Origin of the sequence: Afipia massiliensis, from assembly GCF_001006325.2 — a bacterium.
GTDB classification, from domain to species: domain Bacteria; phylum Pseudomonadota; class Alphaproteobacteria; order Rhizobiales; family Xanthobacteraceae; genus Afipia; species Afipia massiliensis_A.
Genome location: NZ_LBIA02000001.1, coordinates 574,131 through 595,165 on the forward strand (window position 1 = coordinate 574,131; position 21,035 = coordinate 595,165).

21 protein-coding genes are annotated in these 21,035 nt (G+C 63.3%); 11 read left to right on the forward strand and 10 right to left on the reverse strand.

What is annotated here, in order from left to right; genetic code table 11:
- Window positions 1-13: 13 nt before the first annotated feature.
- Together YH63_RS02580 and YH63_RS02585 are read right to left on the reverse strand one after the other, a co-directional pair.
- Window positions 14-151 (reverse strand): DUF1127 domain-containing protein, encoded by a 138-nt coding sequence (locus YH63_RS02580; protein WP_083992727.1) that lies wholly within the window; start codon window positions 149-151, stop codon window positions 14-16.
- Between the two features lie 88 nt (window positions 152-239).
- Window positions 240-668 carry a nuclear transport factor 2 family protein gene (locus tag YH63_RS02585; protein ID WP_046828956.1) on the reverse strand — a complete coding sequence of 143 codons (429 nt, stop codon included), beginning with the start codon at window positions 666-668 and terminating at the stop codon, window positions 240-242.
- A gap of 92 nt (window positions 669-760) precedes the next feature.
- Here YH63_RS02585 and YH63_RS02590 point away from each other — a divergent pair, with 92 nt between their 5' ends.
- Window positions 761-1,687, forward strand: a complete 927-nt coding sequence (locus tag YH63_RS02590; protein ID WP_046828955.1) for a LysR family transcriptional regulator — start codon at window positions 761-763, stop codon at window positions 1,685-1,687.
- Here the strand turns inward: YH63_RS02590 and YH63_RS02595 are convergent.
- Entirely contained in the window at window positions 1,682-2,155 is a 474-nt protein-coding gene (locus tag YH63_RS02595; protein ID WP_046828954.1) for a nuclear transport factor 2 family protein, read from the reverse strand. The genes YH63_RS02590 and YH63_RS02595 overlap by 6 nt on opposite strands.
- Window positions 2,156-2,174: 19 nt before the next feature.
- Window positions 2,175-2,999, reverse strand: coding sequence for a helix-turn-helix domain-containing protein (locus YH63_RS02600; RefSeq protein ID WP_046828953.1), 825 nt, complete (start codon window positions 2,997-2,999; stop codon window positions 2,175-2,177).
- 223 nt (window positions 3,000-3,222) lie between these two features.
- On the opposite strand from YH63_RS02600, the gene YH63_RS02605 reads away from it, so the two are divergent.
- Window positions 3,223-4,512 carry a flavin-dependent oxidoreductase gene (locus YH63_RS02605; protein WP_046828952.1) on the forward strand — a complete coding sequence of 430 codons (1,290 nt, stop codon included), beginning with the start codon at window positions 3,223-3,225 and terminating at the stop codon, window positions 4,510-4,512.
- On the opposite strand, the gene mutY is transcribed toward YH63_RS02605, so the two are convergent.
- On the reverse strand, window positions 4,509-5,606 hold the full coding sequence (gene mutY / locus YH63_RS02610) for an A/G-specific adenine glycosylase (RefSeq protein WP_137325096.1): 1,098 nt from the start codon (window positions 5,604-5,606) through the stop codon (window positions 4,509-4,511). The genes YH63_RS02605 and mutY overlap by 4 nt on opposite strands.
- A 29-nt stretch (window positions 5,607-5,635) precedes the next feature.
- On the opposite strand from mutY, the gene YH63_RS02615 reads away from it, so the two are divergent.
- The 9 genes from YH63_RS02615 to YH63_RS02655 all read left to right on the forward strand — a co-directional run bounded on the left by YH63_RS02615 (window position 5,636) and on the right by YH63_RS02655 (window position 15,989).
- Entirely contained in the window at window positions 5,636-6,115 is a 480-nt protein-coding gene (locus YH63_RS02615) for a DUF721 domain-containing protein (protein ID WP_046828950.1), read from the forward strand.
- A 116-nt stretch (window positions 6,116-6,231) separates the two neighbouring features.
- Complete coding sequence (locus YH63_RS02620) at window positions 6,232-6,888, forward strand: DsbA family protein (RefSeq protein ID WP_046828949.1); 657 nt, start codon at window positions 6,232-6,234, stop codon at window positions 6,886-6,888.
- A 239-nt stretch (window positions 6,889-7,127) separates the two neighbouring features.
- Window positions 7,128-10,592 carry a chromosome segregation protein SMC gene (gene smc / locus YH63_RS02625; RefSeq protein WP_137325097.1) on the forward strand — a complete coding sequence of 1,155 codons (3,465 nt, stop codon included), beginning with the start codon at window positions 7,128-7,130 and terminating at the stop codon, window positions 10,590-10,592.
- A gap of 181 nt (window positions 10,593-10,773) precedes the next feature.
- A complete protein-coding gene (locus YH63_RS02630; RefSeq protein ID WP_046828947.1) occupies window positions 10,774-11,766 on the forward strand; it encodes a small ribosomal subunit Rsm22 family protein in 993 nt (330 codons plus the stop codon).
- A 71-nt stretch (window positions 11,767-11,837) separates the two neighbouring features.
- A complete protein-coding gene (locus YH63_RS02635; RefSeq protein WP_046828946.1) occupies window positions 11,838-12,218 on the forward strand; it encodes a COG4315 family predicted lipoprotein in 381 nt (126 codons plus the stop codon).
- 307 nt (window positions 12,219-12,525) lie between these two features.
- Window positions 12,526-13,086: a LemA family protein gene (locus YH63_RS02640; protein ID WP_046828945.1), complete on the forward strand. Its 561-nt coding sequence runs from the start codon at window positions 12,526-12,528 to the stop codon at window positions 13,084-13,086.
- 129 nt (window positions 13,087-13,215) lie between these two features.
- Window positions 13,216-14,376, forward strand: a complete 1,161-nt coding sequence (locus YH63_RS02645; protein ID WP_046828944.1) for a M48 family metallopeptidase — start codon at window positions 13,216-13,218, stop codon at window positions 14,374-14,376.
- 145 nt (window positions 14,377-14,521) lie between these two features.
- Window positions 14,522-15,289 carry a hypothetical protein gene (locus tag YH63_RS02650; RefSeq protein WP_046828943.1) on the forward strand — a complete coding sequence of 256 codons (768 nt, stop codon included), beginning with the start codon at window positions 14,522-14,524 and terminating at the stop codon, window positions 15,287-15,289.
- A gap of 28 nt (window positions 15,290-15,317) precedes the next feature.
- Complete coding sequence (locus YH63_RS02655; protein WP_046828942.1) at window positions 15,318-15,989, forward strand: hypothetical protein; 672 nt, start codon at window positions 15,318-15,320, stop codon at window positions 15,987-15,989.
- Here the strand turns inward: YH63_RS02655 and YH63_RS02660 are convergent, their stop codons facing one another.
- The 5 genes from YH63_RS02660 to YH63_RS02680 all read right to left on the reverse strand — a co-directional run bounded on the left by YH63_RS02660 (window position 15,990) and on the right by YH63_RS02680 (window position 21,017).
- Entirely contained in the window at window positions 15,990-16,790 is an 801-nt protein-coding gene (locus YH63_RS02660) for an SDR family NAD(P)-dependent oxidoreductase (protein WP_046828941.1), read from the reverse strand.
- Between the two features lie 66 nt (window positions 16,791-16,856).
- Entirely contained in the window at window positions 16,857-17,396 is a 540-nt protein-coding gene (locus tag YH63_RS02665; protein WP_046828940.1) for an adenine phosphoribosyltransferase, read from the reverse strand.
- Window positions 17,397-17,519: 123 nt separating this feature from the next.
- Window positions 17,520-19,682 carry an anthranilate synthase component I gene (locus tag YH63_RS02670; RefSeq protein WP_046828939.1) on the reverse strand — a complete coding sequence of 721 codons (2,163 nt, stop codon included), beginning with the start codon at window positions 19,680-19,682 and terminating at the stop codon, window positions 17,520-17,522.
- Window positions 19,683-19,878: 196 nt separating this feature from the next.
- Entirely contained in the window at window positions 19,879-20,346 is a 468-nt protein-coding gene (locus YH63_RS02675) for a GNAT family N-acetyltransferase (protein ID WP_046828938.1), read from the reverse strand.
- Complete coding sequence (locus tag YH63_RS02680; RefSeq protein WP_046828937.1) at window positions 20,343-21,017, reverse strand: dienelactone hydrolase family protein; 675 nt, start codon at window positions 21,015-21,017, stop codon at window positions 20,343-20,345. Before YH63_RS02680 ends, YH63_RS02675 begins: the two co-directional genes overlap by 4 nt.
- Between the last annotated feature and the right edge of the window lie 18 nt (window positions 21,018-21,035).

Sequence of the window (21,035 nt, forward strand, 5' to 3'; positions counted from 1 at the left end):
CCGCCATCCATTTTTACTCCCGCCAGCACGGCTTTTCGATCTCGGCCGCGACCTCCGGCCAGCACATCCCCATATCGTTGAGCTGGCGTTCGCTCATCGCCCCGAGTTCGCGGCGATCGCGGATACGCCAGCCCCAGGTCCGGACAATCATCGCAACCGCCCGGGCAACATCCAGCAACGCGCTCGACGATAGCTCTGATCGCCGGCGGCCCGCTCCAATTCCGGTGCGAGCGAACACTTCAGCGCGCCCTCCGCAACTCAGGTTTCGGAAACGGTCCCAATACCCTTTCGATCAACGCAGAGTCACAGTATTCCTTGATCTGCTTGACCTTGCCGTTCTCGACGCGCCAGACCATGCAGTACTCGTTGTCGTACCGGTCGCCGGTCTTCGTGACGTTATCGCCTTTCGCTTCGACCACAACGGTGTCGCCCTCGGCGACAAAATTGAAGGCAACGGTCCTTGCGCGATCGGTCAGCAAGGTTCGCAAGTGGCCTAGAAGGCCGTTCGTGATGGCCTCCTTCCCTGTGTAGATTCCCGACCACGAATACTGCCCCATCACTACCCATGTCACATCCTCCGCAATGTTATCGACGAAGGTCGTCCCGCTGCGGTTGGCGGAGTCGGTGAATATCTGCTGGATCAATTTCTTGTTGGCTTCGGCGCTCATGAGTTCCGTCCTCTGCTTGTGTGGATGGACGGATGATGGAACGAGTATCGATATTCTTCCAATCGATGCTTCGTATGATATATATTCGCCTCATGAATTTAGCTTCGCTCGACCTCAATCTGCTGGTCGCCCTCGACGCGCTGCTGCTGGAGGCCAATGTCGGCCGCGCGGCGATGCGGATCGGCCTGTCGCAACCGGCGGCGAGCCACGCGTTGCGACGGCTGCGCGATGTGCTCGGCGACCCGCTGCTGGTGCGCGCCGGCGCGCGCATGGAGCTGACGCCGCGTGCACAGGCGTTACGCGCACCGCTGGCGCAGGCGCTGGATCAGGTGCGCGGGCTGTTTATGCCGGACGACTTCGACGCCGCGCGCAGCGAACGGCGCTTCCGCCTGATGATGCCCGATCTCGCCGTCGAACTGCTGATGCCGCCGCTGATGAAAAAGCTGGATGCCACAGCACCCGGCGTGCGGATCGACGTTGTGCCGTGGCGCGGCCCCGCGATCTTCACCGCCGAGTTCGCGCGCACCATCGACATGGTGATCAGCATCGGCGATGCGTTCAAGGGATTTCACCGGCAACTGCTTTACACCGACTCCGACGCACTGGCGGTGCGGCAGGGACATCCGGCGGGAGCACGCCTGAAAAACAGGGACACGTTTCTCAAGGCGAGGCATGTCGCGGTCATCATCCGTGGCCAGAGCGAAGACCTGATCGACACCTGGCTGCAAACCAAAAAACTGGAGCGGCGGATCGCGCTGGTGGTGCCGAGCTATATCGAGGCCCTGCACGTTGCGGCGCGCACCGACCTCGTCGCATTCGTGCCGCGCCGCCTGATCGCCGCGCTGTCGAAACAGTTGTCGCTGGTCACAGTGGCTCCGCCCATCGATCCGGGGATCGACGAGCAGTTCATGTTCTATCCGACCCGCGCGCAGATGGACCCCGGATCGATCTGGCTGCGGAGCATCATGCTTGGGATCGGACGGGAGCTTGAACGGCCGAAGCGCCGCGCTCCGTCATGAAAGCTGCTTCTGAAGCTTTCCGTCGATGTAGGCACTGACGATCGTATCGTCGGACGGATAGTTCTCGGGAGCAACTGTCGTGATCTGGGCCTGGATGCATGTCCACTTGCCGTTCTCGAACAGATACGTGTCGGTGTATGTCGTCATGCCGGTCACGTCCGCGCCATCGCGGCGGCGCGTGCACTTGTTGGTGGACCGCACCAGCGCGACATCGCCGATCACCGTGATCAGTTCGTCGCGGACGTCCCAGTAAACGATCACCTTGGGATCGAAGCCCGTCGCCCAGCGCTTCAGATACGTTGCGCGGTCCTGCCGCTGGCCGTTGGGCCGGATGTCGATGAAGCTCGGATGAAGAATGGCGTCGTGCGACGCCACGTCGTTGGTCACGAAATTATGGATGAAGCGCGCGTTCAGCGCGCGCAGCGTGTCCATCGTTTCGGCCGATTGATGGTCGGGTTGGGCAAGCATTGTAATCTCCTGAGTTTTTTCAGAGCGCCAGTGCGCGCGCCTTCTCCGCAGTCTCGTCGTCTGCCGGGTAGAAACATTCGATCTTCAACTTTTGCAGCGTCGCGTCGGTCGGCATGGCGAACGTTGTAAATGTCGAAAAGAAAGCGAGACGAAAATCATCTTTCTGAAGCCGCATCGTCATCACCGGCGAAGATCCGGCCACATGACGCGGAAGCCTCCATTCCGCGGGCAGTCCGGGATAGGTCGTGACTTCAGCGAGCAGTTGCGCCGCGATCCCGCCGCCCTGCGCGACCTCGCGATGAAGGATCTGGATCATCTGACCGGCGAACTCGTCCCAGTTCACGATGAACTGCCGCAGGCCTTTCGGGTGAAATACCGTGTGCATGGCGTTGTCGGAGAATTCCGGCTCCATGTCGTAGGCGTCATGGAACGGCTTGAACAAACGCCGCGACGCTTCGTTGCGGATACGAACATCCCAGCGTCCATCGATGACGATTCCAGGATACGGCTCCTGCTGCCGGAGAATGAAGTCCAGCGCCTGGCGCACGTGCTGCAGATTGTCGGCAGCCAAGCCGCTGTCGCCATACGGCGGGACGAAACCCGCCGCGACGTGCAAGGCGTTGCGCTCTTCCAACGGAAGATCCAGCGCGGTCCCGAGCAGTTGCACCATCTCGCGGCTGGGCTGCGCGCGGCCGGTTTCCAGAAAACACAGGTGCCGTGCCGAGACATTGGCATCGCCCGCAAGTTCGACCTGGGTCAGGCGGCGGACGCTGCGCCAATGCTTGAGCAGACTGCTGAAAGGCCCGATTGCCGGTTCTTGCGAAACTGAATTCTGGGTGCCCATGCAACTGAGCCTAGACTGTCGGATCAGAAGATCAATTACCTTGGACGTAAGTCACCGACCTGAAAACCCTAAAGCGGAATCGCACTCTGACGTCACCACACTCGCCTTTGAAGCCGGATGTCCCAGAGCTGCAGCGCCGCGACGAGAGCCCTAAAGGCCCCCTTTCGCAGTTGCCCCCGCGCCGTTTCCCGTGCCATGACCACGTCAGTTACAGGAGCGTATCATGACGGTTCTTATCGCAGGCGGCGGGATTGGCGGGCTGACGCTCGCGCTCAGCCTTCATCAGATCGGCATTCCGTGCCGCGTGTTTGAAAGCGTGCCGGAACTGAAGCCGCTGGGCGTCGGCATCAACGTGCTGCCGCATGCGGTGCGCGAACTGACCGACCTCGGCCTGCTCGACAAGCTCGACGCCTCGGGCGTCAGGACCAAGGAACTCTCCTACTTTTCCAAACAGGGAAAGCCGATCTGGAGCGAGCCGCGCGGGCTTGAGGCCGGATACAAGTGGCCGCAGATCTCGATCCATCGCGGCGTGCTGCACCAGATCCTGCTCGATACCGTGATCGAACGTCTGGGCGCGGACAACCTGCTCAACAGCCACCATCTGGCGAGCTTCACCGACACGCCGGACGGCGTCTCGGCCCGCTTCATCGACAAGGCGAGCGGCGAGGATGCCGGCACCTATGACGGCACGCTGCTGATCGCCGCCGATGGAATCCATTCCGCCGTGCGCGGCAAACTTTATCCCGTCGAAGGTCCGCCGATCTGGAACGGCCGCATCCTCTGGCGCGGCATCACCGAAAGCGATGCCTTCCTGTCCGGCCGCACCATGATCATGGCGGGCCACGAGGTCCTGAAATTCGTCTGCTATCCGATTTCGAATGCGCCGACCCGCGACGGAAAATTCCGCATTAACTGGATCGCCGAACGCCTGCTGCCGCCAACTTATTCATGGCGGCGCGAGGACTACAACCGCGCCGCGAAGCTCGACGAATTCCTGCCCTGGTTCGAGGACTGGACATTCGACTGGCTCGACGTGCCCGGCCTGATCCGCAATTGCGCACACGCTTACGAGTATCCGCTGGTGGACCGCGACCCGATCGACCGCTGGACCTTCGGCAATGTGACCCTGATGGGCGACGCAGCGCACCCAATGTACCCCATCGGCTCCAACGGAGCGTCGCAGGCCATTCTCGATGCCCGCGTGATCACGCGCGAGATTCTCAATCACGGCGAGACGTCCGAGGCCCTGCAGGCTTATGAAGCCGAACGCCGCCCGGCCACCACCGAACTCGTCAAGCTCAACCGCCGCAACGGCCCCGAGCAGGTGATGCAACTGGTCGAGGAACGCGCGCCGAACGGGTTCAACGTCGTGACCGAGGTGATGTCGCAGCAGGAACTGGAAGACGTCGCCAACACCTACAAGCGCGTCGCAGGCTTCCAGGTCGATGCGCTCAACGCCAAGCCGCCGATCGTGCCTCGACCTGAAACATCGATGCTGTCGAGTGCGGGCTAGTCGCCCAATCCATGCGCGATCACCTTGCGCATGACGTTCGGTAGCGCCTCGTCCTTCAGCGTGGCGACGGGCACCCAGCGCATGCCGTCGGGCGCGCGCGTGCGTGCGGCAACGCTCGCGGTATAGACGACAAGCTCGAGCGGGAAATGCGTGAACACATGGGTCACCACGCCAGCCTTGCGATGCCAGCGTGGCACATTGAGCGCCGGAGCCTGTGCGCGCGCGGCCTTGTCGTCGTGACCGGCGAGCCATTCGGAATTCGGCACCTCCGTCATGCCGCCGAGCAGACCTTTTTCACCACGCGTGCGAACCAGCAGCTCATCGCCGCGCGTGACGACGAACGCCGCACCTCGCCGCAGCGCGCCCGTCTTCTTCGGCGCCTTGCGCGGAAACGTCTCCTGATCGCCACGGATGCGCGCGGCGCAATTGTCGTTGAGCGGACAGAGCGCACAGGCGGGTTTCTTTGGGGTGCAGATCGTGGCACCGAGATCCATCAGCGCCTGCGCACTGTCACCCGCACGTGAATCCCAAAGCATCGTCGCCGCCAGTTGCTGAATCTGCGGCTTGGATTTCGGCAGCGGCTCTTCCACCGCGAACAGCCTCGACACCACGCGCTCGATATTGCCGTCCACCGGCATGGTCTGCCGACTGAATGCAATCGCCGCGATGGCCGCAGCCGTATATGGCCCAACGCCCGGCAGCGTGCGGAGGCCTTCTTCGGTGTCGGGAAAGGCCCCGCCGTGCTCGCGCAGCACCGTGACGGCGCAGGCATGAAGATTGCGCGCACGGGAATAGTAGCCGAGCCCCGCCCACATGCGCAGTACGTCATCGAGCGAGGCGGACCCCAGCGCCGCCACCGTCGGCCAGCGCGCGGTAAACTTCTCGAAATACGGCCCGACCGCTTTCACGGTGGTTTGCTGCAACATGATTTCCGACAGCCATACCCGGTAAGGGTCGCTCGTGCGGCCCGGCAGCGCGCGCCACGGCAATTGTCGCCGATGGCGGTCGTACCAGGCGAGCAGCAGCGCCGGGCGATCCGCTTCAACGTTGTCCGGAGATTTCTTTCGCCGCGCGGCTACGCCTGATATGGTCATGGAACACTATGTACCGACGTCAGCCACCCATGAACAAGCCCGGTCCCCTCACCGCGAAGCCGTTATCCGCACTGCTCGGCAGTGCGATCAACGACGTCTTCGCCAAGCAGGGCTTTGCCTCGCGCGAACTGGTGACGCGATGGGCAGAAATCGCGGGGCCGAACGTCGCGGCCCATTCGGAACCGCTGAAAATCCAGTGGCCACGTCCGGTCGAAAACCAGATCCCCGAACCGGCCACATTGGTGTTGCGGGTCGAAGGCCCGATGGCGCTGGAAATCCAGCACACCTCGGATGTCATTCTGGAGCGGGTCAACCGCTTCCTCGGCTGGAATGCTGTCGGGCGGATCGCGCTGCGTCAGGCGCCGCTGTCACGCAAACCTGTGCGGAAAGCCCGAAAAGTGCCCGACGCCGCAGCCGTCGCGACGATCGAAGCCTCGCTCGGCACCGTGGAAGACGACGATTTGCGTGCGGCGCTGGCGCGGCTCGGCGCCTCGATCAAGCGAAATTGAGGCTTAGGACGGCGCGCGGCGGCGGCCCGGCATTGCCACAATTGTCGTTTCAAGCTAGCGAAACGTTCCTCATCAGGCGTGACGACGCCGTTCGCACGTATTTCCGGAGCAGACCGTTGAACATCACGCGCCGTACCTTTACCGCCGCCCTGTCCCTCACCGGCTTCGCCGCAGCACTCGGCCTGTCACCCTGGCAGTTTGTCAGCCAGGCCAATGCCCAGACCGCTGCCGAAATCAATCAGGCCGGCGAACTCGGCGACATGGCTCTGGGATCGAAAGACGCCCCGGTCACCATCATCGAATACGCGTCGATGACCTGCCCGCACTGCGCGTCGTTCACCAAGGACGTGTTTCCCCAGATCAAGACCAACTACATCGACACCGGCAAGGTGCGCTTCATCTTCCGCGAGTTCCCGCTCGATCAGGTGGCGCTGGCCGCCTCGGCGCTCGCACGCTGCGTCGCCAAGGACGACGCCCCGAAATATTTCGCGATCATCGACATCCTGTTCAAGCAGCAGAACGATCTGGCCTCGGACGCGCTCGGCACCATCAATCGCGTCGGCAAGCAGGCCGGCTTTAGCGAGCAGATGATCAAGGACTGTGTGCAGAATGATCCGAAAATCCAGAAGGGCATTCTGGACGTGCGCGAGCACGCGTACAGCAAGCTCAAGGTCAACTCGACGCCGTTCTTCTTCGTCAATGGAACCGTCGTGAAGGGCGATATCTCGTTCGACGCCTTCGAAAAGCTGATCAAGCCGCTACTCAAGAGCTGAGGCCTTCCGGGCGGAACCGATCCGGTTCCCGGGAACATCCGCCCGAAACACACTGAAATCTCTCGGAAATCCCTTTAAATCCCTTGGGAAAAGCCTCCTGCGCAGTTGCCCTGCGCGGCCTGCCTCGCCATTGTGCGGACAGTTCGAGGCGCATTCCGCGACTCAGTTATACTGGCAAGGCCTGCTATGACCTTGCCCCGGCTGGATAATTCCGCCCCGGCCAACAGAGCACCGATTGCATGAAACTCACGCGTCTTCGTCTTCACGGGTTCAAGTCCTTCGTTGAACCGACCGACTTTCTGATCGAACCCGGCCTCACCGGCGTTGTCGGTCCGAACGGCTGCGGCAAATCGAACCTGGTCGAAGCGCTGCGCTGGGCGATGGGCGAGACCTCGCACAAGTCGCTGCGCGCCGCCGACATGGACGCGGTGATCTTCGCCGGCTCCGGCAACCGCCCCGCGCGCAATCACGCCGAAGTGGCGATGACCATCGACAACTCCGATCGCTCGGCGCCGTCCGCGATGAACGATCAGGAAGTGTTGGAAATTTCCCGGCGCATCGAGCGCGAAGCAGGTTCCGTCTATCGCATCAACGGCCGCGACGTACGCGCGCGCGACGTGCAGATTCTGTTCGCCGACGCCGCCACCGGCGCGCGTTCGCCTGCCCTCGTCCACCAGGGCAAGATCGGCGAGATCATTCAGGCGCGTCCCGACCAGCGCCGCCGCGTGCTGGAAGACGCCGCCGGTGTCGCCGGTCTGCATGCGCGCCGTCACGAAGCCGAACTGCGCCTCAAGGCGGCCGAGACCAACCTCACCCGCGTCGAAGACGTCATCGGTCAGCTTGCAAGCCAGATCGAAGGCCTGAAAAAGCAGGCGCGTCAGGCGATCCGCTATCGCGAAGTCGCCGCCAAGGTCCGCAAGGCCGAGGCGCTGCTGTTTCACCTGCGCTGGCTGCAGGCCAATACCGACGTCGCCGAAGCAGGCCAGACCCACGACCTGAATGTCCGCGAGCAGGCCGAACGTACTCTTCAGCAGGCGGAAGCCGCACGCATCCAGGCGATCCGCGCCTCCGAGCTTCCGGGCCTGCGCGAAAACGAAGCGCGCGCCGCAGCCGGCTTGCAGCGCCTGACCAACGCCCGCGAAATGCTCGACCGCGAGGAAGCGCGCGCCAGGGAGCGCGTCATCGAGCTCGACCGCCGCCTGACGCAGTTCGCCGCCGACATCGAGCGCGAGCAGCGCCAGCTGTCCGATGCCGACGTCGCACTGGCGCGGCTGGAGGCCGAAGACAACGACCTCAAGGACGAAATCAAGTCGCGCGTCGACAAGCGCAGCGGCGCCGATGAGCGCGTTGCGGAAGCCGAGGCCACACTCGCCGCGGCGGAGCGGACCTTCTCCGAACTGACCACCGCGCTCGCTGACCTCACCGCGAAGCGCAACCAGTTCGAGGCCAATGTCCGCACCCACCGCGACCGTCTGGCGCGGCTCGATCAGGACATCGTCAGTGTCGAGGGCGAAGTCGAGAAGCTCGCCGCCGAGACCGGCGGACTTGGCGATCTCGATACGCTGGTCGCTGCGATGGAAGCGGCAGCGGAAGCTTTGCTGATCTCCGAAGCCACGACCCAGGCCAGCGAGGCCGCGCATGTGAATGCCCGCGCCACGCTGGAGGCCTCGCGTGCGCCGCTTGCCGACGCCGAGAAGCGCGTGCAGCGGCTGGAGACCGAAGCCAAGACGATTTCCAAGATCGTCAACGGCGAAACCAAGAACCTGTGGCCGCCGATCATCGACGGCGTCAACGTCGCCAAGGGTTTCGAAAAGGCGCTGGGCGCTGCATTGGGTGACGATCTCGACGCACCGGTCGATCCGACCGCGCCGATGCGCTGGTCCAATCTCGGCGTGGTCGATGGCGATCCGTCGTTGCCGGAAGGCATCGAGGCGCTTGCAGCCCATGTCACCGCTCCGCCGGAACTGGCGCGGCGTCTGGCGCAGATCGGCGTCGTCAGCCGCGAGCGCGGCGCGCAGCTTGCCTCGCAACTGAAGACCGGCCAGCGGCTGGTCTCGCGCGAAGGCGATCTGTGGCGCTGGGACGGTTTCGTCGCGGCGGCGCATGCCCCGACCGGCGCCGCACGGCGGCTGGCCGAGCGCGCCCGCCTCATCGACATCGAATCCGAACTTGAGCAGGCGCGCGCCGACGCCGTCGCAAAGCGCCGGGCACTCGACAATGCCGACGCCGAACTCAAGGCCGCGTCCGCCGCCGAGAGCGCCGCGCGTGAAGCCGCACGCTCGGCCCAGCGCGAAGCCAATGCGGCCCGCGAGCAGCATGCCAACGCCGAACGCGAGATCAATCGCCACGCCTCGCGCCGTTCCGCGCTGGACGAGCGCCGGACCCGCCTTGCCGCGGATCGCACTGAAGCCCACGACGCGCACGAAGCCGCCGTCGGCGTCCTGAGCGAATTGCCGTCGAGCGCCGAGAACGAGGAAAAGCTCGCCACCGTGCGCGCCGACATGGACGGTCACCGCCGCCTCGCGGCGCAGGTCCGCGCCGAGGCGCAGGCGCTGGCGCGCGAAGCCGAACTCGCCGACCGGCGCGTGCAGGCAATTATCGCCGAGCGCAACGAATGGCAGAACCGCAAGGAAAACGCCGCGTCGCAGATTGCGACCGTCGAGACCCGCATCGTCGAGGTCAAGACCGAGCGTGCTGAGCTTGAAAACGCGCCGGAGGTGTTCGCCGAGAAGCGCAGCGCGCTGATCAGCGAAATCGAATACGCCGAAGCCGACCGCCGCACTGCCGCCGATGCGTTGGCCTCTGCCGAAACCGCGATGGCGGAGACCGACCGCGTAGCCCGCGCTTCGCTCGATGCGCTGTCTGCCTCACGCGAAGCCTGCGCCCGCTCCGAAGAGCGGATGGACGGCACCCGCCGCCGGCTCGACGACATCGAGCGCGAAATCCGCGACATGCTCGAGGTCGAGCCGCAGGGCGTCGCCGCGCTGGCCGAAATCACGCCGGAGACCGAGCTTCCGGCCGTGATCGACATCGAAACCGATCTGGAAAAGCTGCGCCGCGACCGCGAGCGTCTTGGCGCCGTCAACCTGCGCGCCGAGGAAGAACTGCGCGAGGTCGAGGCCCAGCACCTGACCCTCACCACCGAGCGCGACGATCTGGTGGAAGCGATCAAGAAGCTGCGCACCGGCATCCAGAGCCTCAACAAGGAAGCCCGCGAACGCCTGCTGACCTCGTTCGAGACGGTCAACACCCACTTCAAGCGGCTGTTCTCCGAACTGTTCGGCGGCGGCCAGGCCGAACTGACCCTGATCGAGAGCGACGATCCGCTCGAGGCCGGTCTGGAAATCATCGCCAAGCCACCCGGCAAGAAGCCGCAGACCCTGTCACTTCTGTCTGGCGGCGAGCAGGCGCTGACCGCGCTGGCGCTGATCTTCGCGGTGTTCCTCACCAATCCTTCGCCGATCTGCGTACTGGACGAAGTCGACGCGCCGCTGGACGACCACAACGTCGAGCGGTTCTGCAATCTGCTGCATGAGATGACCTCGTCCACCGAGACGCGCTTCATCATCATCACCCACAATCCGATCACCATGGCGCGCATGAACCGGCTGTTCGGCGTCACCATGGCTGAGCGCGGCGTGTCGCAGCTGGTGTCGGTCGACCTCGACGGCGCGATGAAGGTTCTCGACCAGAACGTGGCGTGATCTGCGCCGCTCCTCGCTGACGAGTGAAACCCGTCACATCCACGATGTCGTCCCCGCGAAAGCGGGGACCCATAACCACCGGCCGGTCAATTTGACAAGATCGCCGGAAGGCTTCGTTGCAATAAGCAAGACTCAGGGATTATGGGTCCCCGCTTTCGCGGGGACGACGTAGTATGCTGCAATGATAGCCCCCAACCTCCCCGCCGAATTGAAAGCCGCACTTGCCCGCAAGGCCGAAGGCCTGTCGCGCAACGACGCCGCGCAGCGCGCGGACACCATCTCGCGCACCTATCGCGACGGCGGCGGCTCCGGCGGTATCCGCACCGGCGCGGACGCGCTGGCCTATGCGCTGGCGCGGATGCCGGCGACTTATGCAGCGGTCGCCGCGAGCCTGAATGCTCTGGCTGAGGTCAATCCGGATTTCGCTCCACGTAGCCTGCTCGATATCGGCGCCGGCCCGGGAACGGCAACATGGGCGGCGAGCGAAGCCTTTGCATCCATCGACAAATTTACGCTGCTGGACGCCAACACGGCGCTGCGCGATCTTGCCACCGAGCTGGCGCAGTCGCACTCGCGGTTCAACACGATGCGCTACGAATCCCGCGACGCGCGCAAACTGCTTGCTGCCGCGCACGAGGCTGATCTGGTCGTCGCAAGCTACGTGATCAACGAGCTGAGCGAAAACGAACGGGCAGCGTTAGCCGACGCCATGTGGGCGAAAACGCGCGACACGCTGCTGGTGGTCGAACCCGGCACGCCGGCGGGCTATGCGCGCATCATCGATCTGCGCGCGCGGCTGATCGATAAGGGCGCGCATGTGATCGCGCCCTGCCCGCACGACACGGCATGCCCGCTGACCAAACCCGACTGGTGTCACTTCACGCAACGGCTACAGCGATCGCGCGCGCATAAACACCTTAAAGCGGCAGACCTTCCCTATGAGGATGAAAAATTCAGCTACGTTGTTCTGTCACGCACGCCACCTGCGCAAAGGCCCGTACGCGTGCTGGCACAGCCACTGGTGACCAAGATCGCGGTCACCGCAAAAATCTGCGCGCCGGATGGATTGAAAACCGCAAGCATCCCGCATCGGGACAAGGCCGCGTACAAGCGCGCGAAGAAATGGGACTGGGGCGACGCGGTTTTTTCCGCTGGGAACGATGGGCCGGAATAATTTCGCCACGCCGGAGTTTGTCCTGATGACGCGTTCGCGTCCGACACAAAATTCATCAGGAGTAAACTGCGATGTCCAAAACATTCGCCGCGATTGCGGCTGTCTCCCTCATGCTCGCGTCAACCAGCGCCTTCGCGCAGGCGGCAAAAGTCGCCGATACTCCGAAGGGCAAGACCTATGTCGATGCCAAGGGCATGACGCTTTATACGTTCGATAAGGACAGCGCTGGCAAGTCGGCCTGCAACGGCCCCTGCGCCACCAACTGGCCGCCGCTGATGGCCGCTGCTGACGCCAAGGCGTCGGGCGACTGGACCATTGTCACCCGCGACGACGGCGGCAAGATGTGGGCGTACAAGGGCAAGCCACTTTACACCTTCGCGAAGGATACCAAACCCGGCGACACCACCGGCGACGGCTTCCTCAACGGCGCGTGGCACATGGCCAAGCCGTGATACTCATCGCAAGTACTAGCCGCACATGATCTTGTCGTCCCGGCGAAGGCCGGGACCCATATTCCCTGGGTTGTCTGTTGACGATCGATCGTTGCAGAATCTGGCGCTACCCAGAGATCAGGGGTTATGGGTCCCGGCCTTCGCCGGGACGACTGGGGAAAATTGAACCTGAATCAAATAGAAGAAAATTGAACCATCGCTCCTTGAAGGCGACCAATGAGAACCATTCCGCCGTGCGGCCCCTGCCGCGCGGGCGGTTTTTGGTCTAGGGTGCGCGCCATTCGTTGTCCTCAAGGAGTTTTCCCTCATGTCGTCCGGCTGGATTTTACTCGGTGTCATCGTCGTCATCGCGCTGTTCGCATTCGGCGCCTACAATCGGCTGGTCGCGCTGGCGCAGCGGGTCAGCCAAGCGTTCGCCGACATCGACGTGCAACTCAAGCAGCGCCACGACCTGATTCCGAACCTGGTCGAGACGGTCAAAGGCTACGCCACTCACGAACGCGGTACGCTGGAAGACGTGGTGAAGGCCCGCAACGCGGCGATGTCCGCGCAGGGACCGGCGCAGGTGTCGGCGACCGAAGGCCAGCTCACCGCTGCGCTGGGCCGACTGATCGCGCTGTCGGAGGCCTATCCGGACCTGAAGGCCAACACCAACTTCCAGCAGCTGCAGACCGAGCTGTCCGACATCGAAAACAAGATCGCCGCCAGCCGCCGCTTTTTCAACAACGCGGTCCAGGAATACAACACCGGCATCCAGCAGTTGCCGACCGCCCTGTTCGCCGGCGCGCTTGGATTCACCAAGAAGGATTTCTTCGACCTCGGCGAAGCGCGCGGGCAGCTCGAACAGGCGCCGTCGGTCAAGTTCTGACGCGTACTCTGATGGCAATAATGTCGTCATTGCGAGCGAAGCGAAGCAATCCAGCATTTCTTTGCCTAAGGCTGGATTGCGTCGTCGCTACGCTCCTCGCAATGACGATCTTGTAGGACAATCCGGATCATGACCGCGTACGGTCTCTACACGCACATCGCATCGAACAAGTTTCGTTCGATGCTGCTGCTCGGCGGACTGTTCCTGCTGGTCTACGTGATGGTGTTCGCCGGCGCGCTGCTGGCCGAAGTGGCGCTCAACAGCAATCGTCCGTTCGAGGCGTATATCACTCTTGCAGCGCATGACCTCGTCAAGGCGTTCCCCTTCGCGACCATCGGGGCCGCGGCATGGATCGTGATTGCCTATTTCTTTCACCAGAACATCATCGATGCGGTGACCGGCGGGCATGACGTGACGCGGCAGGAACAGCCCCGGCTCTACAACCTGCTCGAAAATCTCTGCATCTCGCGCGGCATCCCGATGCCGAAACTCAAGATCGTCGACAGTCCCGCGCTCAACGCCTTTGCCACCGGGCTTAACCGCAGCCAGTATTCCATCAGCGTCACCACGGGGCTGATGAAGGCGCTGAACGACCGGGAGATGGAAGCCGTCCTCGGGCACGAGCTGACCCATATCCGCAACGGCGACGTGCAGCTGCTTGTGATCGCCGTCGTCATCGCGGGCGTGATCGGGTTTTTCGCGGAACTGTTTTTCCGCATCTTTTTCAACTCGGGTGTCCGCTACAGCGGCGGCGGGCGATCATCGTCCTCGTCCGACGGCGACAAGAAAGGCGGCGGCGCCTTCGCCATCGTGCTGCTGGCGATTGCCCTGATCGGCATCGCCTGGGGCCTGTCGCTGGTGGTGCGCTTTGCCCTGTCGCGCTCGCGCGAACTGCTGGCGGATGCGGGTTCCGTCGAACTGACCAAGGACGCGGACGCCATGATCTCGGCGCTGCGCAAGATCGAGGGCCGCGGCGAACTGCCCGGCGCAACCTCCGCCGTGATGGAAATGTGCATCGACAATCCGCGCGAGGGCTTCGCCGACCTGTTCGCGACCCATCCTTCGGTCGATTCGCGGGTCAAGGCGCTGGTGAAATATGCCGGCGGGCGCGATCCCGGCCCGATGGCGCTGCCAGGCGGCGACGCCGAAACCGGCGATAGCGCACCCCAATCCGGGGATACCTCACCGGAAGCGCGGCCTGAGCCTCCGCATGGCGGGCCATGGGGCAGTTCCCCGCAGCCGACACCATCTCCGGCGGGCTCGATTCTCGGTCCATGGGGCCGCCGATGACCCTTCGGCATTAACGAAGCCGTTGTTTATTAAGCATAACAGCGTCGTCAAGAATTGAATTATCCCTCGATTCTGCCATGTTCCGGCGGAAAGCAGGCTAAGCTCCCGTCGTCAGGCGGACGTGTTTAGCGCGTAAAGGGGTCTTATGGCGAAACCGGCAGTGATCGTAGTGGGCGCGGACAAGGGTGGGGTCGGCAAGACCACCGTTTCGCGCACCGTTCTCGACTATTTCAGCGCAAACAACATCCCAACCCGTGCCTTCGATACCGAATCGCCGCGCGGCACCCTGATGCGCTTTCATCCCGACATCACCGAGATCGTCGACGTCACCTCGACGTCCGACCAGATGAAGATCTTCGATACGCTGAATTCATCGGGTACCAGCGTCACCGTCATCGACGTCCGCGCAGGACTGTTGTCCCCTACCCTCGCGGCGCTTCGCGACATCGGCTTCCTCGACGCCGCCCGCTCCGGCCAGATCACCTTCGCCGTGTTCCACATTCTCGGCCCGTCGATCGCCTCGCTCGACGAAATCGCCGAAACCGCGAACTTCATGGACGGCGCGAAGTATTTCCTGGTGAAGAACTTCATCAACAACACCAGCTTCTTCGAGTGGGATCAGGCGACCTACAATTCGTACTTCCACCGCATCAAGAACGCGACCGAGATCACGATTCCGAAGCTGAACGAAATGGCCTACGAGCAGGTCGAAGTCGCCTCGGTGCCGTTCCTCAAGTTCGTCGCCAACAAGGGCACGAAGGACGAGGCCGCGAACTACTCGTTCGTGCTGCGCGGCTATGTCCGCCACTGGCTGGGCAATGTGTGGGGTGAGTTCGACCGCATCAAGCTGACCGAGATCGTCGGCTCGAAGGACAAGTCAGCCACGTCGCGCGCGCCGACAAGCGAGATCTGACGTCGGACACCAGCCGGACATCGCGCCGATGCGCCGCACGCCTGTCTATATCGTCTGCTCGCCCCGCCCTGCGGTGGGCAAGACCCTGATCGCGCGGGCGCTGACCGAATTCCTCGTGCTTCAGCGCGGCGCGGTGATCGCTTTCGATATCAACCTGCGCGAACCGTCGCTGCTGAACTACCTCCCCGGCGTCACCGAGACCGCGCTGATCAGCGATACGTTCGGGCAGATGGCGCTGATGGACCGCCTCATCGTCAATGACGGCGTGCCCAAGGTCATCGACCTCGGCTTTCACGCCTTCGACGATTTTTTCAAGCTCATCGCGGAAATCGGCTTCATGAAGGAAGCGGACCGGCGCGGCGTCGATCCGATCGTTCTGTTCATTCCCGATCGCGACCGAGCCTCCATCATGGCGTGGGCGATGCTGCGCGAGACGTTTCCGAACGCCGCCATCGTGCCGGTCGAGAACGAACACGTGTTGTGGGGACCGTTGCCGAGAGAATTCGCCCGCGTGCGGCCGTTCAAGGTCGCGGCATTGCCCGCGTTCCTCAAGTCGATCATCGGCCGGCTGACCTTCTCGTTCTCGCACTATCTGCGCACCAACAAGGATCAGTCGTCGGAACTGCATCAATGGGTGCGCACCAATTACACGCGCTTCCGCGAGCTGGAGCTGAACCTGATCCTGCACAAGCTGGGCTGATCAGTAATAGATGCTTCCGGGCGCGCCGCCGCCCGCCGCAATCGCATCGCCATTGATGGCAATCGACTTTGGCGACGCCAGAAACGCGACGATGTGGCCGATCTCCTCGGCCGTCACCAGACGGCGGATGGTATTGAGATCGTTCATCGCCTTCTCGACTTCAGCTTCCGTCTTCTTGGTGAGCCCTGCGCGCCACGCGATCACGCCCGGCGTCTTCTCCGTCCGGGTCAGGCCGGGATGAACGCAGGTGACATTGATGCCGCGCGGTCCAAGTTCATCAGCGAGATTCTTGGTGAGTGCCGCCACGCCGACATTGCGGATGCTGCCAATCGTGGTGCCGGTCTGACGCGCGCCGAGTCCGCTGATATTGATGATGCGGCCCCAGCCCTGTTCGGTCATCAGGGGCGCGACCTCGCGCGCCATGCGCAGATAGCCCATCACCTTGACGTTGACGTCGCTCCAGAACATCTCGTCGGTGATCTCGCTCAGCGACGGCGGCTTCGCCTGCCCGCTCGGCTGCGCCGCGCTGTTCACCAGCACATCGATCCGGCCGAAGTCAGAACGGATCGCGGCGACTGCGGCGCGAACCGCCTCGTCCTTGCCGGTATCGCCCGCATAGGCGTGCACCATCCGGCCTGTCGCACTTGAAATCTCCGAGGCCGTCGCCTTCGCAGCCTCCAGGTCGCGCCCGATGATCGCGACATCCATGCCCTCACCCGCGAGCGAGCGCGCAATCGCCTTGCCGATGCCGCGCGTGCCGCCGGTGACGACTGCGATTTTACCCGTGAGTTGAAGATCCATCCGCCGCCCCTCTATGTTTTAGAGCACTTTCTGACGACTAGTCGGATTGCACTTAGCCGGATGTCCTCAATGACCGTCGAATGTCATCAGCGTCCGCACCGGCACATCCATCGCGCGCAGCTTGGCTGCGCCGCCGAGTTCCGGCAGATCGATGATAAAACAGGCGGCGACCACATCGGCGCCGATCTGGCGCAGCAGCTTGACCGCGCCTTCCGCCGTGCCGCCGGTCGCGATCAGATCGTCGATCAGGATGACGCGCTCGCCGGGCTTGATGGCGTCGGCATGCATTTCCATTTCATCGAGGCCGTATTCCAGCGAGTAGGCGATGCGCACCGTCGTATGCGGCAGCTTGCCTTTCTTGCGGATCGGCACGAATCCCGCAGAAACCTGATGCGCCACCGCGCCGCCGAGAATGAAGCCGCGCGCTTCCATGCCGGCGACCTTGTCGATCTTCGACCCGGCCCACGGCTGCACCAGTTCATCGACCGCGCGGCGGAATGCCCAGGCGTTGCCGAGCAGCGTGGTGATATCGCGGAAAACAATGCCGGGCTTCGGATAGTCCTGAATGGCGCGGACGGTAGCTTTCAAATCGTCTTCGAGAGTCATTGTTTGTCTAACCCGGTTGAACCAAAGAGTTCGTCATTGCGAGGAGCGAAGCGACGAAGCAATCCAGACCTCTCGTTGCCGCGCACTGGATTGCTTCGCTGCGCTCGCAATGACGGATACATATCAACTCGCAGGCCGGCCGAGCCTGAATGCATTTTCCACGATCCGCAGGCCGACATTGCCTTCCAGCGACATCAGCGACTCCGGATGAAACTGCACGCCGCCGACCGGCAGCGTCTTGTGCTCGATGGCCATGGCGATGCCGTCCTCGGTGCTGGCAGTGACTTCCAGCACGTCCGGCATGCCGTCGCGATCCACATAGAGCGAATGGTAGCGGCCGATCACGACCTCGTTCGGCAGGTTGCCCATCAGCGTGCCGCCGCGCACCTGAACGCGCGAGGGACGTCCGTGCGCGGGCGTGGACAATTGCCCGAGCTTGCCACCGAAGTATTCGCCGATGGCCTGCACGCCGAGACAGACGCCGAACACCGGCAACTTCTTTTCCAGCGCCGCGCCAATGAATTTCGAGATACCGAAATCCTCTGGGCGGCCAGGGCCGGGTGACAGCACCAGAAGGTCGTAGTTGCCCTTCTTCATCATCTCGAGGGCGTGGTTATGCCGCGTGACGCTGACCGTCGCGCCGACCTGCCGGAAGTAATCCGCCAGCATGTGCACGAATGAGTCTTCGTGGTCGATCAGCAGCACTCTCTTGCCGGAGCCGGTAGCGTCCGGAGCGAAGGCCGACAGCGGCTTCGCCGGATCGCCGCGCAGCGCCTGGAACAGCGCTGCCGCCTTGGTCTGGCATTCCTTCTCTTCGGCGACAGGATCAGAGTCGAACAGCAACGTTGCGCCGACGCGCACTTCGGCAAGACCGTCCTTCATGCGGATGGTTCGAATGGTCAGCCCGGTGTTGATGCTGCCGTCGAAACCGAGGAATCCAAGCGCGCCGGCATACCAGCGCCGCGACGAGCGCTCATGGTCCTCGACGAACTGCATCGCCCACAGCTTCGGCGCACCGGTCACGGTGACGGCCCAGGCATGGGTCAGGAACCCGTCCAGCGCATCGAAGCCCGGACGCAGCATGCCTTCGACATGATCGACGGTGTGGAACAGCTTCGAATAAGTTTCGATCTGCCGCCGCGCCAGCACCTTGATCGTGCCCGGCTCACAGACGCGTGCCTTGTCGTTCCGGTCGACGTCGGTGCACATGTTGAGTTCGAATTCGTCTTTCTGCGAATTCAGCAGTTCCTGAATCTGTTTGGCATCGCTGATGGCGTCGACGCCCCGCGCGATGGTGCCGGAGATCGGACAGGTCTCGATCCGCTTGCCGTCGGAGCGAACGAACATCTCCGGCGATGCCGCCACCAGAAATTCGCCGTCGCCGAGATTGATCAGCGCGCCATAGGGCGATGGATTGATCTTGCACAGCCGCTGGAACACTTCGGCGGGGGTGCGCTCACAAGGCTCGGCGAACAATTGGCCCGGCACTGCCTCGAACAGATCGCCGCGCGCGAACGCCTGACGCGCCGTCTCGACGGTGGCCTGATAGACGCCGGGCGCATGGTCGGCAAAACCCTCGCGCCTGGTCTTGGCGTAGACGCTCTGCGGCGTTTCGCGGTCGAGCCCCTTGGTGGACTGGCCGTTAAAGGCGAATTCGTAGCTCAGGATGACGCCGCGCCCGGTGGCGCGGTCGTAGGCCAGAATGCGGTCGGGAATGTAGAGAACGATGTCGCGCTGGTCCTTCTCGCGCGTACGTTTCTGCACGAGATCTTCAAACTGGAACACGAGATCGTAGGCGAAAGCGCCGAACAGCCCGAGCAACCCGTCGCTCGGAGAATTGAATGCCGCGATGATGTCGCGCACCAGCGACACCACCGAAGCGCGCCGCGTGCGCTGATCCTCGTCCACCGGCGCGTCGCCGCGCACGATATGGCCGGCAAGACGCGTCGCGCTCTTCTCGGTGACGACGGCGCAAGGCTCTTTCAGGGTCTTGGCGAGAAACGCCACCAGCACCTTGCCGCGCGCGTTCAGCGCCTCGATGAAGAAGTCCGTACCGGTGGATTCCAGCCGCAGCGGCGGATCGGAAAAGCCGAGGTCGAAACTCTCGTAGCGGCCCGGCACCGTGGTGCCCGACGACAGCACCACGCCGCGGCGGGTATCGAGCTGCTCGATCAGCTGGTCGAGCGCGGTGCCGCCGGTGAAATGCTCGACGGAACGGGCCACATCGAGGCCGCGGGCGGTCCGGTATTCGCTCTGCGCGGGAAGCGCGAAAACTGTCCTGTTCATCTGGTCCTCTTACGAGACTTGCTGGAGGAACGCCACACAGGACAAACGAAAAAAGGCCGTCGCTCTGCGATGACGGCCTCGACGATTGTTCATGAAATAAATCGCACCGGCCACCTTTAGAAGGTGCGCCACCAGAGACGGGTCGGGTTGGACAGGGTGCTCATGGCAGGCAAAACATCATTGCCGGGGGGCGATGTCAAGACCCGGCCAGCTTCACAAAGACCGTCAGCTTGTGCTCCCCTACGTTCTCCTCGATCGGCGCCCAGCCCTGACGGGTATAAAACCGGCGCCTCTCCTTCTGGGCACAGAGATAGACCCGCCGGAAATTGAGCGCGAAAGCATCGCTGACCGCGCGTCCGACCAGTTCCGTGCCGATCTCCTGCATCCGGTATTTTGGGTCGACCCAGACCGCTGCCACCCAGGGCGAGTATTGCGGGCGATCCTCGAGGTCTGAGGCAATGACCGACGCCGTGCCCAGAAAGGTATCGCCCCGATGCGCCACCAGCGCGAAAGGGATTGGCGACGGCGTCATATTCTCCTGCAAGCGCCCGGCGATGTAGTCCGCCGGGACGCCTTGCTCCTTCCACCATGCCCGCCAGATGCGGTCAGCAACCGCGTCGAAAAACGCAGGCTGCTGGCGCAGGTCGGAGATGGTGAAGCTCACCCCAAATGCTTCTTGAAGAATTCGGTCGCACGGCCCCAGGCCAGTTCGGCAGCCTCGCGGTCATGCACCGACATCCGCTGCTCGTTGACAAAGGCGTGGTCGGCTTCATAGCGGAAGAACTCGCAAGTCTTTCCGGCGGCCTTCAGGCCCTTCTCGAACGCATCGACCACCTGCGGGGTGCACCAGTCATCGCGGTTGGCGAAGTGGCCTTGCAGCGGGATCTTGACGTCGGCGGGCTTCGCCGCCTGCTCGGGCGGAATACCGTAGAACGCGACACCTGCTGCGAGTTCGGGAATGCGGGTTGAGCCGATCACCGTCACCGCACCACCGAGACAAAAACCGGTGAGGCCGACCTTGGCGCCGTTGCGGGCGAGGTACTGCGCTGCACCGCGCACGGTCTGCGTCGTGGCGTCCATGAAATCGAGAGAGTTCATCTCTTTGTTGGCGGCGTCGGTGTCGTGATACGGCACCACCACGCCGTTGTAGAGATCCGGCGCCAGCGCATCAAACCCGGCCACAGCGAAGCGATCGCACAGGCCCTTGATCTGGTCCTGCAAGCCCCACCATTCCTGAATGACGACGACGCCCGGCGCGTTGCCGCGCGCGGCGTTAGCGAGATAACCCTTGGCTTCCTTGCCGTCGGGACGTTTGAACGTGATCGCTGTACCCATAATGTCCTCCGATAGTTT

Excerpts from the sequence above, each read along its gene's own strand:
- YH63_RS02580 (WP_083992727.1), bottom strand. The coding sequence starts at position 151 with ATGATTGTCCGGACCTGGGGCTGGCGTATCCGCGATCGCCGCGAACTC.
- YH63_RS02585 (WP_046828956.1), bottom strand. The coding sequence starts at position 668 with ATGAGCGCCGAAGCCAACAAGAAATTGATCCAGCAGATATTCACCGAC.
- YH63_RS02590 (WP_046828955.1), top strand. The coding sequence starts at position 761 with ATGAATTTAGCTTCGCTCGACCTCAATCTGCTGGTCGCCCTCGACGCG.
- YH63_RS02595 (WP_046828954.1), bottom strand. The coding sequence starts at position 2,155 with ATGCTTGCCCAACCCGACCATCAATCGGCCGAAACGATGGACACGCTG.
- YH63_RS02600 (WP_046828953.1), bottom strand. The coding sequence starts at position 2,999 with ATGGGCACCCAGAATTCAGTTTCGCAAGAACCGGCAATCGGGCCTTTC.
- YH63_RS02605 (WP_046828952.1), top strand. The coding sequence starts at position 3,223 with ATGACGGTTCTTATCGCAGGCGGCGGGATTGGCGGGCTGACGCTCGCG.
- mutY (WP_137325096.1), bottom strand. The coding sequence starts at position 5,606 with ATGACCATATCAGGCGTAGCCGCGCGGCGAAAGAAATCTCCGGACAAC.
- YH63_RS02615 (WP_046828950.1), top strand. The coding sequence starts at position 5,636 with ATGAACAAGCCCGGTCCCCTCACCGCGAAGCCGTTATCCGCACTGCTC.
- smc (WP_137325097.1), top strand. The coding sequence starts at position 7,128 with ATGAAACTCACGCGTCTTCGTCTTCACGGGTTCAAGTCCTTCGTTGAA.
- YH63_RS02630 (WP_046828947.1), top strand. The coding sequence starts at position 10,774 with ATGATAGCCCCCAACCTCCCCGCCGAATTGAAAGCCGCACTTGCCCGC.
- YH63_RS02635 (WP_046828946.1), top strand. The coding sequence starts at position 11,838 with ATGTCCAAAACATTCGCCGCGATTGCGGCTGTCTCCCTCATGCTCGCG.
- YH63_RS02640 (WP_046828945.1), top strand. The coding sequence starts at position 12,526 with ATGTCGTCCGGCTGGATTTTACTCGGTGTCATCGTCGTCATCGCGCTG.
- YH63_RS02645 (WP_046828944.1), top strand. The coding sequence starts at position 13,216 with ATGACCGCGTACGGTCTCTACACGCACATCGCATCGAACAAGTTTCGT.
- YH63_RS02650 (WP_046828943.1), top strand. The coding sequence starts at position 14,522 with ATGGCGAAACCGGCAGTGATCGTAGTGGGCGCGGACAAGGGTGGGGTC.
- YH63_RS02655 (WP_046828942.1), top strand. The coding sequence starts at position 15,318 with ATGCGCCGCACGCCTGTCTATATCGTCTGCTCGCCCCGCCCTGCGGTG.
- YH63_RS02660 (WP_046828941.1), bottom strand. The coding sequence starts at position 16,790 with ATGGATCTTCAACTCACGGGTAAAATCGCAGTCGTCACCGGCGGCACG.
- YH63_RS02665 (WP_046828940.1), bottom strand. The coding sequence starts at position 17,396 with ATGACTCTCGAAGACGATTTGAAAGCTACCGTCCGCGCCATTCAGGAC.
- YH63_RS02670 (WP_046828939.1), bottom strand. The coding sequence starts at position 19,682 with ATGAACAGGACAGTTTTCGCGCTTCCCGCGCAGAGCGAATACCGGACC.
- YH63_RS02680 (WP_046828937.1), bottom strand. The coding sequence starts at position 21,017 with ATGGGTACAGCGATCACGTTCAAACGTCCCGACGGCAAGGAAGCCAAG.